Here is a 15,173-nt window from a genome sequence, read left to right as displayed (position 1 = left end):
CTAGTAAGATCCCTGAAAGATGATCAGGTTGATAGGTTCGAGGTGGAAGCATGGTGACATGTGGAGCTGACGAATACTAATAGATCGAGGACTTAACCATATAATATGTAGCGATGTTATCTAGTTTTGAAGGAATATGCCTTTATAGTTTGGTGATGATGGCAGAGAGGTCACACCCGTTCCCATACCGAACACGGAAGTTAAGCTCTCTAGCGCCGATGGTAGTTGGGACCTTGTCCCTGTGAGAGTAGGACGTCGCCAAGCAACTAAAAACACAAGTCATTTGACTTGTGTTTTTTTATTTCCCATGAAATAGATTTGGTTCCATTAATAAAAAATTTGAAATATAGTAAGGGATTTTTTGAGCAGAAATACTTAGAAATTGATAAATAAATGGATAATCTTCAGAACCATAACTTCCAAGTAAGTCATACCACCAATCTGTTTCATATCTAGAAATCATGCTTAAATTATAGAGCAATAAATAATGAATGAGGAGTTCAGGTAATATTGGCTTAGGATTTCTAGGGTCAGTCGTAAGTGGCAAATAATAAGTATTAGTAAGATGTTCATAGTATAAAGGAGTACTGTACATAGGATTCCATGATTGAATGGGCGCTGTAAAAAGTAAATTCGATTCATTAGTCTTCTCAGGTACGTGTTGTATTGATAAATGCTTACAAGATGTTTCAATGTAACGAGAAAATCTCTCTTTAGTCATATGTAATCGATCTAGTAGGTTGACTGAAAAGGAGAGCTCATTTTTAATTGTTGAATCAATTTTATATAAAGTTGATCCTTTTTGACTATAACGAAATAAATTTTGTAATTCTGGAATATTTCCCATTAGTTCTAACATGTTAAATTTTTCTGCTTCTAAGTGTTTCATGTGAAACAGTTGTTCTGCAACATGAGTAAACAATCCGTTTTTTTGTACCTTCACCTCATCTTCTAAAAATTGATACCCTTGTTTTTTTCGTTTGCGAGTTGTAACACCATGAGCTAAAACAGTAGTGGATTCAGGATAGTTAGGGTCAATAGTTAGTAGGCATGCTTTAAACAGTTGGCTAATTCCATAAAATAACAACATTGGTCGAATGGAAAATGGAGCTGTCTTATATAATTCATAATAATTTTTCCCGTGTTCTAAGTAATAAATAAAGGGATAACAATTTTCAAAACTTTTTTTTTCTGCATCCTGAATAGAGGATTTTTCATAACAACGGGCAAGATAACGTTGTACATTTTGAGATGAAAAAAAGAAACTTAACTGCTGCCAAGTACAAGATGTTTGATGCATATATTACGCTCCTTTTATTGTCTAAAAATTCTAACATATATATACGTCCTTGACAGTATTTTAACCAATTGATAAGCTACTAATAATAATTTCTGGTATCATAGGGGGAACAATTATGTGGGAATCTAAATTTGTTAAAGAAGGTTTGACTTTTGATGATGTATTACTTGTACCAGCTAGGTCAGATATATTACCAAGAGAAGTAAGTGTTAAAACAGTTTTATCTGAAAGCTTACAGCTAAACATCCCGTTAATTAGTGCAGGAATGGATACAGTAACAGAAGCTGACATGGCTATTGCAATGGCTCGCCAAGGTGGTTTAGGAATTATTCATAAGAATATGTCTATTGAGCAACAAGCAGAGCAAGTTGATAAAGTAAAGCGCTCTGAAAGCGGCGTTATTTCAGATCCTTTCTTCTTAACTCCAGAACATCAAGTATATGATGCAGAACATCTTATGGGAAAATATCGTATCTCAGGTGTACCGGTTGTAAATAATTTAGATGAGCGAAAGTTAGTTGGTATTATTACAAACCGTGATATGCGCTTCATCCAAGACTACTCAATCAAAATTTCTGACGTAATGACAAAAGAACAATTAATTACAGCTCCAGTTGGTACTACACTGGAAGAAGCTGAAAAGATCCTACAAAAGTATAAAATTGAAAAACTCCCTCTTGTTGATAATAACGGTGTATTACAAGGGCTTATTACAATAAAAGACATTGAAAAAGTAATTGAATTCCCAAACTCTGCTAAGGATAAGCAAGGACGCTTATTAGTTGGAGCAGCAGTTGGTGTAACAGCGGATGCTATGCTTCGCATTGATGCATTAGTAAAAGCTAGTGTAGATGCAATTGTACTTGATACAGCACATGGGCATTCTAAAGGTGTTATTGATAAGGTAAAAGAAGTTCGTGCTAAATACCCATCACTAAATATTATCGCTGGAAATGTTGCTACTGCTGAAGCAACGAAAGCATTAATTGAAGCTGGTGCAAACGTAGTTAAAGTTGGTATTGGACCAGGTTCTATTTGTACAACACGCGTTGTAGCCGGTGTTGGTGTACCACAATTAACTGCAGTTTATGATTGTGCAACAGAAGCTCGCAAACACGGTATTCCAGTTATTGCTGATGGCGGTATTAAGTACTCTGGTGATATGGTGAAAGCATTAGCGGCAGGAGCACATGTTGTTATGCTAGGTAGCATGTTTGCAGGTGTTGCAGAAAGTCCTGGAGAAACTGAAATTTACCAAGGTCGTCAATTTAAAGTGTATCGTGGTATGGGTTCTGTCGGTGCGATGGAAAAAGGAAGTAAAGATCGTTACTTCCAAGAAGGCAATAAAAAACTTGTCCCAGAAGGTATTGAAGGACGAGTGCCATATAAAGGACCTTTAGCAGATACAGTTCACCAATTAGTTGGTGGCTTACGTGCAGGTATGGGATATTGCGGAGCACAGGATTTAGAATTCTTACGCGAAAATGCACAATTCATTCGTATGTCAGGTGCGGGCTTACGTGAAAGTCATCCTCATCACGTACAAATTACAAAAGAGGCTCCAAACTACTCGTTATAATGTCTTATATACAAATAGACAGAGATTTGATATCTCTGTCTATTTTTTTTTGATTATGTTAGAATAACGGTTATGTGAGTACATAGATATTGGGGGTAGCAAAAGTGAAAGGTATGTTTTGCAAAAGATTCATTGCTTTGGTAACAGTGCTTACACTAGCTTGTAGCATCTTTATGCCATATAGCAATGCATCAGCTGAAACAGGAGCCGCTTTAAACATTGAAGCAGGTGCGGCAATTTTAGTAGAAGCGAATTCTGGGAAAATTTTATATCAAAAGAATGCAGATGAATTATTATCCATTGCTAGTATGACAAAGATGATGAGTGAATATTTAGTTCACGAAGCAGTGGATAAAGGAAAACTTAAGTGGGACCAGAAAATTAAGGTTTCTGAATATGCATATAAGGTTTCACAAGATGCTTCATTATCAAATGTTGCATTAGAAAATGGTGGCTCTTATACAGTAAAAGAGTTATACGAGGCAATGGCAATCTTTTCTGCAAATGGTGCAACAATTGCATTAGCAGAAGCAATTGCAGGTAAAGAAGTAGACTTCGTAAAAATGATGAATGATAAATCGAAAGAACTAGGGTTGAAAAATTATAAATTTGTCAATTCTACAGGTTTAACGAATAAAGATTTAAAGGGAATGCATCCTGAAGGAACAACAGCGGATGAAGAAAATAAAATGTCTGCAAAGGATGTTGCAACTTTAGCACAACATTTAATTAAAGATTATCCAAAAGTGTTAGATACAGCAAAAATCCCTAAAAAAGAATTCCGTCCAGAAAAAGAGAAGTTTGGAATGTCGAACTGGAACTGGATGTTAAAGGGCTTAGTTAAAGAATATGATGGTGTAGATGGCTTAAAAACAGGCTCAACTCCAGAAGCAGGAGATTGCTTCACTGGTACGGTTGAAAGAAACGGAATGCGTTTTATTTCTGTAGTTATTAAAACAAGTTCTCATACAGCACGTTTTGATGAAACAAAGAAGCTATATGATTATGGATTTGCTAACTTTGAAGTGAAACAAATGTATAAAAAAGGTTCTTCAGTAAAAGGACAAGAAACAGTACGAGTAGAAAATGCGAAAGATAAAGATGTAGCAGTTCAAACGAAACAAGCTATTTCACTTCCAGTGCCAAAAGGAAGTAAAGATGTTTATAAAACAGAATTAAAAGAATCAAGTAAGGGACAAGAAGCACCTATTAAAAAGGGAGCTGCGCTTGGTCAAATGGTAATTACACCAAAAGATCCAAACGACCCTGGATTTTTAACTGGTAAGTCACTGCAAGTGGATCTTGTAACGACATCTGAAGTAGAAGAAGCAAACTGGTTTACTCGTGCTATGCGCGGAATTGGTTCATTCTTTAGTGGTATGTGGAATAGTGCTGTTGATACAGTAAAAGGTTGGTTTTAAAAGCTCCTCACGATAGGAGCTTTTTTTTATTCCTATTTTTCATACCGACTTTATGAAAAAGTAGTAGACAAGCATCTGATAGTTAGTGGTAGAATGTAAGAGTATTCTTAATTTTCGCCTTTAACGGGGGAAAGCAATTCACCTAGGGGGGTTTTTGTACATGACAAATGTAACAGGGACAGAACGTGTAAAACGTGGAATGGCAGAAATGCAAAAAGGCGGCGTTATTATGGACGTAGTTAACGCTGAACAAGCAAAAATTGCAGAAGAGGCAGGCGCAGTTGCCGTTATGGCATTAGAGCGTGTACCAGCAGATATTCGTGCAGCAGGTGGCGTTTCTCGTATGGCAGACCCAACAATTGTTGAAGAAGTTATGGGTGCGGTGTCAATTCCGGTTATGGCAAAATGCCGTATCGGTCACCTTGTAGAAGCACGTGTATTAGAATCATTAGGGGTAGACTATATCGATGAGAGTGAAGTATTAACTCCTGCTGATGAAGTATACCATTTAAATAAACGTGATTACACAGTTCCATTTGTATGTGGTTGCCGTGATATCGGAGAAGCTGCACGTCGTATTGCAGAAGGTGCATCTATGCTTCGTACAAAAGGTGAACCAGGAACAGGAAACATTGTAGAGGCAGTGCGTCATATGCGCCAAGTCAATGCAGAAATCCGTCAAGTTGCGAGTCTACGTGAAGATGAGTTAATGACATATGCAAAAAATACTGGCGCTCCTTACGAAGTATTACTTGAAATTAAACGTCTTGGTCGCTTACCAGTTGTAAACTTTGCGGCAGGTGGTGTAGCAACACCAGCAGATGCAGCATTAATGATGCAACTTGGTGCTGATGGAGTATTTGTTGGATCTGGTATCTTCAAATCAGAAAACCCAGAGAAATTTGCACGTGCAATCGTTGAAGCAACGACTCATTATGAAGATTACGAACTAATTGCAAGCCTTTCTAAAGGATTAGGTAATGCAATGAAGGGTGTCGAAATTTCAACGTTATTACCAGAACAACGCATGCAAGAGCGTGGATGGTAATTAAAGGAGAACTTTAAAATGGTGAAAATCGGTGTACTAGGTCTTCAAGGTGCAGTTCGTGAGCATGTAAAATCAGTTGAAGCAAGTGGTGCAGAAGCTGTTGTTGTAAAGCGTATAGAGCAACTTGAAGAGATTGATGGTCTTATTTTACCGGGCGGTGAAAGTACAACAATGCGCCGTCTTATTGATAAGTATGCTTTCATGGAACCACTTCGTACATTTGCAAAGTCTGGTAAACCAATGTTTGGTACATGTGCAGGGATGATTCTTCTTGCGAAAACACTTATTGGCTATGAAGAAGCACATATTGGTGCTATGGATATTACAGTTGAGCGCAATGCGTTCGGACGCCAAAAGGATAGTTTTGAGGCTGCGCTTTCAATTGAAGGCGTGGGTGAAGACTTCGTTGGTGTATTTATCCGTGCGCCGTATGTTGTAGAAGTAGCTGATAATGTTGAAGTGCTTTCTAAGCATGGTGACCGAATGGTAGCGGTAAGACAAGATCAGTTTTTAGCTGCTTCATTCCATCCGGAATTAACAGATGATCATCGTGTGACAGCATACTTTGTTGAAATGGTAAAAGAAGCGAAAATGAAAAAAGTTGTATAAGTAACTTGCAACTTGTATAAGATTATAGTAAATTGATGGTAACAATTTTATAAAATAAGCGTGTTGATAGGAAATAGTAACAAATGTCGTTTCTTATAGAGAGTCGATGGTTGGTGGAAATCGATAGAAACAGTTTGTGAATCCATCCTGGAATGGAATGTGGAATATCTTTTGGATTAGTAAGCATTCCCGGTGAAGAGCCGTTATTTCTACTTGAGAGGAAAGCGGTAATGCTTTCAACTAGGGTGGCAACGCGGGTTAACTCCCGTCCCTTTATATAGGGACGGGAGTTTTTTGTGTTTTATAAAATAAAAGGAGGAGTATATAATGCTTGATATTAAATTTTTACGTACAAACTTTGAAGAAGTAAAAGCGAAATTACAGCATAGAGGCGAAGATTTAACTGATTTCGGACGTTTTGAAGAACTTGATACGAGAAGAAGAGAACTACTTGTTCAGACAGAAGAATTAAAAAGTAAACGTAACGAAGTATCTCAACAAATTTCTGTATTAAAGCGCGAAAAGAAAGATGCAGAAGCTCTAATTTTAGAAATGCGTGAAGTTGGAGAAAAAGTAAAGGATCTTGATAACGAACTTCGTACAGTTGAAGAAGACTTAGAAAGATTAATGTTATCTATTCCAAATATCCCTCATGAATCTGCTCCAGTTGGTGAAACAGAGGATGATAATGTAGTAGCACGTACTTGGGGAGAAGTGAAAGAATTTACTTATGAGCCAAAACCACATTGGGATCTTGCTACTGATTTAGGAATTTTAGATTTTGAACGCGCTGGGAAAGTAACAGGAAGCCGCTTCGTATTTTACAAAGGTGCTGGTGCAAGATTAGAGCGTGCTTTAATTAGCTTTATGCTTGATCTTCATACTGATGAGCATGGATATGAAGAAGTATTACCTCCATATATGGTAAACCGTGCAAGTATGACAGGAACAGGACAACTTCCAAAGTTTGAAGAAGATGCATTCCGTATTGAAAGTGAAGATTACTTCTTAATTCCAACAGCTGAAGTACCTGTAACGAATATGCATCGTGATGAGATTTTAAATAAAGAGCAATTGCCTATAAGATATGCTGCATTTAGCTCTTGCTTCCGTTCTGAAGCAGGTTCAGCTGGGCGTGATACACGTGGTTTAATTCGCCAGCATCAGTTCAATAAAGTAGAGCTTGTGAAGTTCGTAAAACCAGAAGATTCTTATGAAGAGTTAGAAAAGTTAACAAATGATGCAGAACGCGTGTTACAATTATTAGAGTTGCCATATCGCGTTATGAGCATGTGCACAGGCGATTTAGGATTTACAGCAGCGAAGAAATACGATATTGAAGTATGGATTCCAAGCTATGGCACATATCGTGAAATTTCTTCTTGTAGTAATTTTGAAGCTTTCCAAGCGAGACGTGCAAATATCCGTTTCCGCCGTGAACCAAATGGAAAACCAGAACATGTTCATACATTAAATGGATCTGGTCTTGCAATTGGACGTACGGTTGCAGCTATTTTAGAGAACTACCAACAAGAAGATGGTACAATTATAATTCCAGAAGTTCTTCGCCCTTATATGGGAGGAAAAACAGTTATTAAGTAAATTTAAACATTCATCGGTATGAGTGATTGGTAATTATGAGCGTTGTCAGTACTGTAATGTAGGAAGGGGAAAGTAAAATTTTCCTTTCCTCATAATTTATTTTAGTAGGGTTGACTAACTGTTTTTCTTTTGATATTATATTTGATGTCAATATGGAGGTATACCCAAGTCTGGCTGAAGGGATCGGTCTTGAAAACCGACAGGCGGCGAGAGTCGCGCGGGGGTTCGAATCCCTCTACCTCCTCCAGATATAATTGACAACAGCGCATATAAGTGGAGATTGGAGAACTCGTTACCAACACGTAACGAGTTTTTATTTTAAAACCAATCATAAAGTATGGTGTAAGGTAATTTTGTCCTTATTACACACTCATATTCCGATGATTATCTTCATAGATATGAAAGGAGTCAACATGGATCTTATTATACAAACGTTTCCTTTAGATGGAAAAACTTTATATTATGTACAATGTCCTGTCTGTAAGAACAATAGAATTTTAAACAGTGGTGCAAACGTATCACGCATTATTAGTGATGATACATTCCGTAAACTTTGTGGTTGTACTTGTGATGTAAAACCAGCTACGAGTAAAGTAGAGGCGCCAAAACAAGTTAAAAAAGCAGCTGTAAAGAAAGAAGCAGCTCCAAAACGTACAGGTAAAGTATTAACGGCAGTAATTAACGGGAAAGAAATGACTGTTAAAGAGATTGCTGAAGCATACGATATTAGTACAAGTACTGTTCGTCAGCGCATTAACGCAGGAAAACCTGAGAGTGAAATTATTGCTCCAACAAAGAAGAAGTAATTTAATAGGAAAACCCGTGCATATGCACGGGTTTTTTATTTTACAAGTTTACGTGTTTGTTTTAAAAAATGGCCAATTTTTTTTATGATTGGTTCGATTGAATCACCATCTTTTAAAATATCGTACTCATTAATATTTAAGCGTAATACAGGGCATGAATTAAAGTTGTTAATCCAGTTTTCATAACGTCCATGCATTTCTTTCCAGTACTCAATTGGTGTTTGCTGTTCCATTGGGCGCCCGCGTTCTTGAATACGATCGACAATATCATCGAAAGAACCTTCTAAGTAAATTAATAAGTCTGGATGAGGGAAGTAAGGAGTCATGACCATAGCGTCAAATAAACCTTTGTATGTTTCATAATCAGTTTCTGTCATTGTTCCTTTTTCATGATGCATCTTTGCGAAAATTCCAGTGTCTTCGTAAATGGAACGATCTTGAACAAAACCGCCACCATATTCAAAAATTCTTTTTTGTTCCTTAAATCGTTCTGCTAAAAAGTACACTTGTAGGTGGAAGCTCCAGCGAGTGAAGTCCGCATAGAACTTGTCCAAATATGGATTGGAATCTACTTTTTCAAATGATGTGCGATAACCTAAAGCATTAGCTAATGCAGTTGTCATAGTTGATTTACCCACACCTACTGTTCCGGCGATAGTGATTACTGCGTCATTGGGTATATCATATTTTTGCCTTAAATTCATTATTATTTCGACTCCTTTAAGAGAGTATTTTGAAGGGCAGATAGGATAACGTTTAAATCATCAGGATTTTTTACAAAATCCATATCGTCGCCATTAAATTTCAATACTGGTATTTCCGGATGATCTTTTTTAAAAGCATCCATTGCTGTTTCATAATCTTTTGTGAGCTGTAGTAAGTAATTTGGATCCATGTTTTTTTCAAATTCTCTTCCGCGCATGGCGATTCGTTTTTGCAATGTTTCTAGGCTAGCTGTTAAATAAACAATGACATTTGGCACAGGCATATCTTGTGTAAGGATACGATAAATTTGCATGTATTTGTCATATTGAGAGTCTTTTAATGTGCGGGATGCAAAAATTAAATTTTTAAAGATATGGTAATCCGCTACTACTGGTTTCCTTTGATTCAAGTACTTTATGTTAATGTCTTCTAATTGTTTGTATCTATTACAAAGAAAGAACATCTCTGTTTGAAAACTCCATTCGTCGATGTCTTCATAGAACTTTCCTAAAAAGGGATTTTCATCAACAATCTCTTTTAGTAAGTGGAGTTGCATGTGAGTTGAAATTTCCTTCGCAAGTGAAGTTTTTCCAACACCAATTGGTCCTTCAACCGTGATAAATGGTACTCCGGTCACGCTGTTTCCTCCTTTCAATCAGTGATTTACCGTGACTACTAAAAACACAAAACAGAATTATTGTAGCACAAGAGGGAAGCGAGCGGGTTAATTTGATATAAAAAGTTAGAAAATAGATATATGTATTAATTAAATTTTATTTTGGTTGATGATGTTATATTTGCTTTCAATGTAGTTTCCATTATTTTTAAAGCATGTATATTATCTTGGTCGTTGTTAGAGGCGATACAATCCTGTGGTACATACAATTTATAATTTCTCATATGAGCATCATTAGCTGTAAATAGGATACATATATTTCCAGCTACCCCTGTTAATATTAGATTTTCTATTTTTAAATAACCTAGTAATGAATTTAAAGGTGTTTCATAAAAAGCGGAATAATGTGGTTTAATAAAAATGTACTCATCAAAACTTGGAGCAATCTTATGGATTATATTTTCGCTATATTTATTTGTGCAATGAGTAATAAGTTGGTCGATATCAGATCTCCAAAGTTGATAATGGTCATTAACGTAAATTATAGGATAGCCGAAGGATTTCATTTTTTTCTTTAATTGTAAAATAGGGTTTGTTATAGTTTCGCATTTTTTAGCTAGAATGGGTCCGTGGGAAAATTGAAAGTCATTAATCATATCGATAATGAGCAAGGCGGTATTTTTCATATGTAATCCCCTCTCTTTTTTCTTTTAGGGTGGATTGAATTTGTAAAAGTTATCCCCTGTGTAGTAAATGGAAATAAGTGTACTTTATTTGTAATGAAAGGACTATGTTATGGAACAAGATCAAGATATTTATTTTATGCAATTAGCGATAGAAGAAGCTAAAAAGGCAGAGGAAATACAGGAAGTACCAATTGGAGCAGTTATAGTGTTAGATGGTGAGGTAATTAGTGTTGCCCATAATTTAAGGGAAACTGAGCAAAGATCAATAGCTCATGCTGAGTTGCTAGCGATAGATGATGCATGTAAAAAATTAGGGACATGGCGTTTAGAAGATGCAACATTGTATGTAACATTAGAACCTTGTCCAATGTGTGCGGGTGGAATTGTTTTATCACGAGTGAAGCGAGTTGTATATGGTGCAAGTGATCCGAAGGGCGGATGTGCAGGGACATTGATGAATCTTTTAACGGATGAACGCTTCAATCATCAATGTGAAGTAGTATCTGGTGTACTAGAGGAAGAATGCGGTACGTTGTTAACAAACTTTTTTAGAGAGCTTCGTAAAAAAAGAAAAGCAATAAAAAAATTAGAGAAGAATACTGGGAACTAACGTATTTGCATTTTCTAAAGAAACAAGTTATACTGATAATGCCTTTAATGAAGGCAACCGAATATTGGTTTTAACTTTGCCGTGCTAAGCGGGGAGGTAGCGGTGCCCTATACTCGCAATCCGCTCTAGCGAGGCCGAATCCCCTCTCGAGGTTATGTTGCTGTAAGGTCTGCCTTAAGTAAGTGGTGTTGACGTTTGGGTCCTGCGCAACGGGACCCCGTGAACCTTGTCAGGTCCGGAAGGAAGCAGCAATAAGCGGGTCTTCTCGTGTGCCGCAGGAGTGCCTGAACCGAGCTAACTGCTTGAGTAACGCTTATGGTACGTAATCGACGGAGGGTGCACGGCAGTTATATATGTATACAAAACTCACCTTAATACAAAGGTGAGTTTTTTGTATAGAAAATAACTTTTGGAATCTATAAACAGAATGGGTTATAATAAATGAGATAATAACCTTTGAGGGAGGCCGTATTTTCGTGTCATACCAAGCGTTATACCGAACATGGAGACCGCAAAAGTTCGAAGATGTAGTCGGTCAAAAGCACGTGACAAAAACGTTGCAAAATGCCCTTCTTCAAGAGAAAGTTTCACATGCTTATTTATTTTCTGGCCCGAGGGGAACAGGAAAAACGACAATTGCAAAAGTATTTGCAAAAGCAATTAACTGTGAACATGCTCCGGTAGCTGAACCTTGTAATGAATGTCCTTCTTGTTTAGGAATCACACAAGGATCCATTTCAGATGTATTAGAAATTGATGCGGCTTCAAATAACGGTGTAGATGAAATTCGAGATATTAGAGATAAAGTAAAATACGCTCCAAGTGCTGTAGAATATAAAGTATACATTATTGATGAAGTTCACATGCTTTCTATGGGTGCATTCAATGCGCTTTTAAAAACCTTAGAAGAGCCGCCAGGACATGTTATCTTTATTTTGGCGACAACAGAACCTCATAAGATCCCACCTACAATCATTTCACGTTGTCAGCGCTTTGAATTCCGAAAAATATCAGTGAATGATATTGTTGAGAGATTATCAACGGTCGTGACAAATGAAGGTACGCAAGTGGAAGGTGAAGCATTACAAATTGTTGCGCGTGCTGCCGAAGGTGGTATGCGTGACGCGCTTAGTCTTATTGATCAGGCTATATCTTATAGTGATGAGATTGTTACGACAGAAGATGTATTGGCCGTAACAGGATCTGTTTCTCAGCAATACTTAGGCAATTTAGTAGAGTGCATACGTGAAAATGATGTATCAAGAGCATTGCAAATCATAGATGAAATGATGAGTAAAGGGAAGGATCCAGTTCGTTTTATGGAGGATTTCATTTACTATTATCGTGATATGCTTTTATATCAAACTTCACCACAACTAGAACATATGTTGGAACGAGTAATTGTAGATGATCAATTCCGTAAGTTGAGTGAAGAAATGCAACCGGAAGTGATCTACGAGATTATTCATACCCTTAGTAAGGGACAACAGGAAATGAAGTGGACAAATCATCCGCGTATTTTCTTAGAAGTTGTTATGGTGCAATTGTGTCAACAGTTTATGATGCAAGCAAATGGTACAGATCGTTTGCAAGCAATTATGAACAGGATGCAGCAACTGGAGAAAGAGTTAGAGCAAGTCAAAAAGAACGGTGTGCCAGCTGGTGTACAACAGGAAGTAAGAGAGACACGTGCAACACCAAAACCGGTACGAACAGGAAGTATGAAAATTCCTGTCGGACGTGTAAATGAAGTATTAAAACAAGCGAAGCGTCAAGATTTAGAACAATTAAAAGCTGTATGGGGTGAGTTGTTAGGAAGACTCAAATCATATAACAAAGTAGCGTTTGCCGTTTTACTTGAAAATAGTGAACCAGTGGCAGCTTCAGATGACACTTACGTTTTAGCATTTCAATATGAGATTCACTGTAAGATGGCGAGCGAAAATCGAGAAGCTATGGATACAGTAGAACAAGCTTTATTTGAATTGCTAAGTAAAAGGTTAAATATGATTGCCATTCCAAAAAGTGAATGGGGTAAAATCCGTGAAGACTTTTTACAACGTGAAGGTGGAGAGTCTGAAGAAAGCCCGGAGAAAAAGGAAGACCCTCTTATAGAAGAGGCAGTGAAGTTAGTAGGGAAAGAACTCATTGAAATAAAAGAGTAATAATAATTAGGAGGAATTAATTATGATGCGTGGCGGAATGGGAAATATGAATAACATGATGAAACAAATGCAAAAGATGCAAAAGGACATGGCGAAAGCACAAGAAGAGCTTGGTGAAAAAACAGTTGAAGGTACAGCTGGCGGCGGAATGATTACAGTTATTGCAAATGGTCACAAGCAAATTCTTGAAGTGAAGATTAAAGAGGAAGTTGTAGATCCAGAAGATATCGAAATGTTACAAGACTTAGTATTAGCTGCAACAAATGATGCACTTAAAAAGGCTGATGAGCTTTCAAACTCTACAATGGGTAAATTTACAAAAGGCTTAAACTTACCAGGTGGAATGTTCTAGGAGGATATTGATACATGCATTATCCAGAACCAATATCAAAACTAATCGATAGTTTTATGAAGTTGCCAGGTATCGGACCGAAAACAGCGGTTCGATTGGCATTTTTCGTATTAGATATGAAAGAAGATGATGTGTTAGGTTTCGCGAAAGCACTTGTAAATGCGAAGCGAGATTTAGCGTACTGTTCTGTATGCGGACATATTACTGATCGTGATCCTTGTTATATTTGTAATGATTCACATCGAGATCAATCAGTTGTTTGTGTCGTGCAAGAACCGAAAGATGTAATCGCGATGGAAAAAATGAAAGAGTATCAAGGTGTATATCATGTGTTACGTGGTGCGATTTCTCCTATGGAGGGAATTGGACCGGAAGACATTAATATCCCGCAACTCTTAAAGCGACTACATGATGAAACGGTACAAGAAGTGATATTAGCAACAAACCCTAATATTGAAGGGGAAGCTACAGCGATGTATATCTCCCGCCTCTTAAAACCTACAGGCATTAAAGTAACTCGTATTGCACATGGTCTGCCAGTTGGTGGAGATTTAGAATATGCAGATGAAGTGACATTATCCAAAGCGTTAGAAGGGCGCAGAGAAGTATAAGAGGAGAAACAAAAATGTTCTTTCAAAAAAAGGGTAAATTGCGTAAAGAGTATGACGATAAGTTAATTGTACTTTTGGAAAAAGTGAAGAATGAGTGGTTACGTCAGAAGAGAATGGTCGAACAAAGTGTAGAACCGTCTCAAGATGTCATTTGTTCTTTGAAAATAGCAGAGGCGAAATATTTCTTTTTGTTGAAAGAAGCAAAGCGTCGTCCTGTAAAAATGGAACAATGGTAAAAGGTTCTGCTTTCTAAGCAGGCCTTTTTATTTTGTTTTTTAAATGCTGAGGTATTGTTTTATTTAGTTTATATGAAAGAGATGCCGCTTATGATACCTGTTCTTTTTTATTGTCTTGTCCCATACAAATAGATGTATAGGTCATTCATAAGGAGGAAAAAATGAATTCTACAATTATTATTGTTGGCATTCTTACTTTAGTATTTATTTTTCTTGTTTTTGGTGTTGTCTCTAAGCCATTACGTTTTATAGGTAAGGTGATTTTTCATGTTACTTTAGGAATAGCATTGCTTTTTATCGTAAATGTTGTAGGGACATATTTTGATTTTCATATCCCAATTAACATGGGTACAGCAGCAATAACGAGTTTATTAGGCCTACCAGGTGTGGCAGCATTAGTGATTATTAAGCTTTATATCATGCCAAGATAAAATTATTTTGGCATTTTTTTTAAAAGTGTTGACTATTAAATGATTAATATGGTAAATTAATAAGCGTCGTCAGGAACGAAAGAAAAAAGTTGTTGACAGATTTAACGCAAAATGTTAAATTATAAAAGTCGCTGAAACGCGATATTGAACTTTGAAAACTAAACGAAACAAACAACGTGAAACGTCAATTTTTATTTTAGATGCTAGACAAACTAACTTTATTGGAGAGTTTGATCCTGGCTCAGGATGAACGCTGGCGGCGTGCCTAATACATGCAAGTCGGGCGAATGGATTAAGAGCTTGCTCTTATGAAGTTAGCGGCGGACGGGTGAGTAACACGTGGGTAACCTGCCCATAAGACTGGGATAACTCCGGGAAACCGGGGCTAATACCGGA

At 37.0% G+C, this 15,173-nt stretch carries 16 protein-coding genes, 1 tRNA gene, 3 rRNA genes, 1 other RNA gene and 1 other annotated feature; of the genes, 17 read left to right on the top strand and 4 right to left on the bottom strand.

Going from position 1 to position 15,173, the window contains the following annotated elements:
• Together HMAS_RS27360 and rrf are read left to right on the top strand one after the other, a co-directional pair.
• A 23S ribosomal RNA gene (locus tag HMAS_RS27360) occupies positions 1-100 on the top strand; the annotation flags it as partial.
• Positions 101-148: 48 nt separating this feature from the next.
• Positions 149-264 (top strand): 5S ribosomal RNA (rrf, locus tag HMAS_RS27355).
• A 34-nt stretch (positions 265-298) separates the two neighbouring features.
• On the opposite strand, the gene HMAS_RS27350 is transcribed toward rrf, so the two are convergent.
• Positions 299-1,300 carry a YaaC family protein gene (locus tag HMAS_RS27350; protein WP_116345148.1) on the bottom strand — a complete coding sequence of 334 codons (1,002 nt, stop codon included), beginning with the start codon at positions 1,298-1,300 and terminating at the stop codon, positions 299-301.
• 115 nt (positions 1,301-1,415) lie between these two features.
• On the opposite strand from HMAS_RS27350, the gene guaB reads away from it, so the two are divergent.
• From guaB to HMAS_RS27315, 7 genes are all read left to right on the top strand, one after another.
• Positions 1,416-2,879: an IMP dehydrogenase gene (gene guaB / locus HMAS_RS27345; RefSeq protein ID WP_000264088.1), complete on the top strand. Its 1,464-nt coding sequence runs from the start codon at positions 1,416-1,418 to the stop codon at positions 2,877-2,879.
• Positions 2,880-2,992: 113 nt separating this feature from the next.
• Complete coding sequence (gene dacA, locus HMAS_RS27340; protein WP_130813769.1) at positions 2,993-4,300, top strand: D-alanyl-D-alanine carboxypeptidase DacA; 1,308 nt, start codon at positions 2,993-2,995, stop codon at positions 4,298-4,300.
• A gap of 160 nt (positions 4,301-4,460) precedes the next feature.
• A complete protein-coding gene (gene pdxS / locus HMAS_RS27335; protein ID WP_000186165.1) occupies positions 4,461-5,348 on the top strand; it encodes a pyridoxal 5'-phosphate synthase lyase subunit PdxS in 888 nt (295 codons plus the stop codon).
• An 18-nt stretch (positions 5,349-5,366) separates the two neighbouring features.
• Positions 5,367-5,957 (top strand): pyridoxal 5'-phosphate synthase glutaminase subunit PdxT, encoded by a 591-nt coding sequence (pdxT, locus tag HMAS_RS27330; protein WP_000238785.1) that lies wholly within the window; start codon positions 5,367-5,369, stop codon positions 5,955-5,957.
• Between the two features lie 54 nt (positions 5,958-6,011).
• Positions 6,012-6,233: a binding site (T-box leader), on the top strand.
• A 51-nt stretch (positions 6,234-6,284) separates the two neighbouring features.
• A complete protein-coding gene (gene serS, locus HMAS_RS27325; protein WP_000884187.1) occupies positions 6,285-7,559 on the top strand; it encodes a serine--tRNA ligase in 1,275 nt (424 codons plus the stop codon).
• 154 nt (positions 7,560-7,713) lie between these two features.
• Positions 7,714-7,806 (top strand) — tRNA-Ser (locus HMAS_RS27320).
• A 166-nt stretch (positions 7,807-7,972) separates the two neighbouring features.
• Positions 7,973-8,365, top strand: a complete 393-nt coding sequence (locus tag HMAS_RS27315; protein ID WP_000364193.1) for a DUF3797 domain-containing protein — start codon at positions 7,973-7,975, stop codon at positions 8,363-8,365.
• 35 nt (positions 8,366-8,400) lie between these two features.
• Here the strand turns inward: HMAS_RS27315 and HMAS_RS27310 are convergent, their stop codons facing one another.
• The 3 genes from HMAS_RS27310 to HMAS_RS27300 all read right to left on the bottom strand — a co-directional run bounded on the left by HMAS_RS27310 (position 8,401) and on the right by HMAS_RS27300 (position 10,372).
• Positions 8,401-9,069: a deoxynucleoside kinase gene (locus HMAS_RS27310; RefSeq protein WP_001053585.1), complete on the bottom strand. Its 669-nt coding sequence runs from the start codon at positions 9,067-9,069 to the stop codon at positions 8,401-8,403.
• Positions 9,070-9,071: 2 nt separating this feature from the next.
• Positions 9,072-9,707, bottom strand: coding sequence for a deoxynucleoside kinase (locus tag HMAS_RS27305; RefSeq protein ID WP_000148218.1), 636 nt, complete (start codon positions 9,705-9,707; stop codon positions 9,072-9,074).
• A 125-nt stretch (positions 9,708-9,832) separates the two neighbouring features.
• Positions 9,833-10,372 (bottom strand): isochorismatase family cysteine hydrolase, encoded by a 540-nt coding sequence (locus HMAS_RS27300; RefSeq protein WP_006917832.1) that lies wholly within the window; start codon positions 10,370-10,372, stop codon positions 9,833-9,835.
• Positions 10,373-10,481: 109 nt separating this feature from the next.
• On the opposite strand from HMAS_RS27300, the gene tadA reads away from it, so the two are divergent.
• From tadA to HMAS_RS27255, 8 genes are all read left to right on the top strand, one after another.
• Positions 10,482-10,982 carry a tRNA adenosine(34) deaminase TadA gene (tadA, locus tag HMAS_RS27290; protein WP_000434329.1) on the top strand — a complete coding sequence of 167 codons (501 nt, stop codon included), beginning with the start codon at positions 10,482-10,484 and terminating at the stop codon, positions 10,980-10,982.
• 79 nt (positions 10,983-11,061) lie between these two features.
• An RNA gene (ffs, locus tag HMAS_RS27285) (signal recognition particle sRNA large type) lies at positions 11,062-11,326 on the top strand.
• Positions 11,327-11,458: 132 nt separating this feature from the next.
• Positions 11,459-13,147, top strand: a complete 1,689-nt coding sequence (gene dnaX, locus HMAS_RS27280; RefSeq protein ID WP_116345147.1) for a DNA polymerase III subunit gamma/tau — start codon at positions 11,459-11,461, stop codon at positions 13,145-13,147.
• A gap of 25 nt (positions 13,148-13,172) precedes the next feature.
• A complete protein-coding gene (locus HMAS_RS27275; protein WP_014894853.1) occupies positions 13,173-13,499 on the top strand; it encodes a YbaB/EbfC family nucleoid-associated protein in 327 nt (108 codons plus the stop codon).
• A gap of 14 nt (positions 13,500-13,513) precedes the next feature.
• A complete protein-coding gene (gene recR / locus HMAS_RS27270) occupies positions 13,514-14,110 on the top strand; it encodes a recombination protein RecR (RefSeq protein WP_000559169.1) in 597 nt (198 codons plus the stop codon).
• Between the two features lie 14 nt (positions 14,111-14,124).
• Positions 14,125-14,346, top strand: coding sequence for a YaaL family protein (locus HMAS_RS27265; protein WP_000466019.1), 222 nt, complete (start codon positions 14,125-14,127; stop codon positions 14,344-14,346).
• A 161-nt stretch (positions 14,347-14,507) separates the two neighbouring features.
• Positions 14,508-14,777, top strand: a complete 270-nt coding sequence (locus HMAS_RS27260; RefSeq protein WP_001089276.1) for a pro-sigmaK processing inhibitor BofA family protein — start codon at positions 14,508-14,510, stop codon at positions 14,775-14,777.
• A gap of 218 nt (positions 14,778-14,995) precedes the next feature.
• Positions 14,996-15,173 (top strand): 16S ribosomal RNA (locus tag HMAS_RS27255); the annotation flags it as partial.

The organism is Bacillus sp. HMA207 (genome assembly GCF_003402455.1).
Lineage (GTDB): Bacteria > Bacillota > Bacilli > Bacillales > Bacillaceae_G > Bacillus_A > Bacillus_A cereus.
The sequence above is the reverse complement of the archived record's forward strand: the minus strand, read 5'-3'. Positions and strand labels throughout refer to the sequence as shown.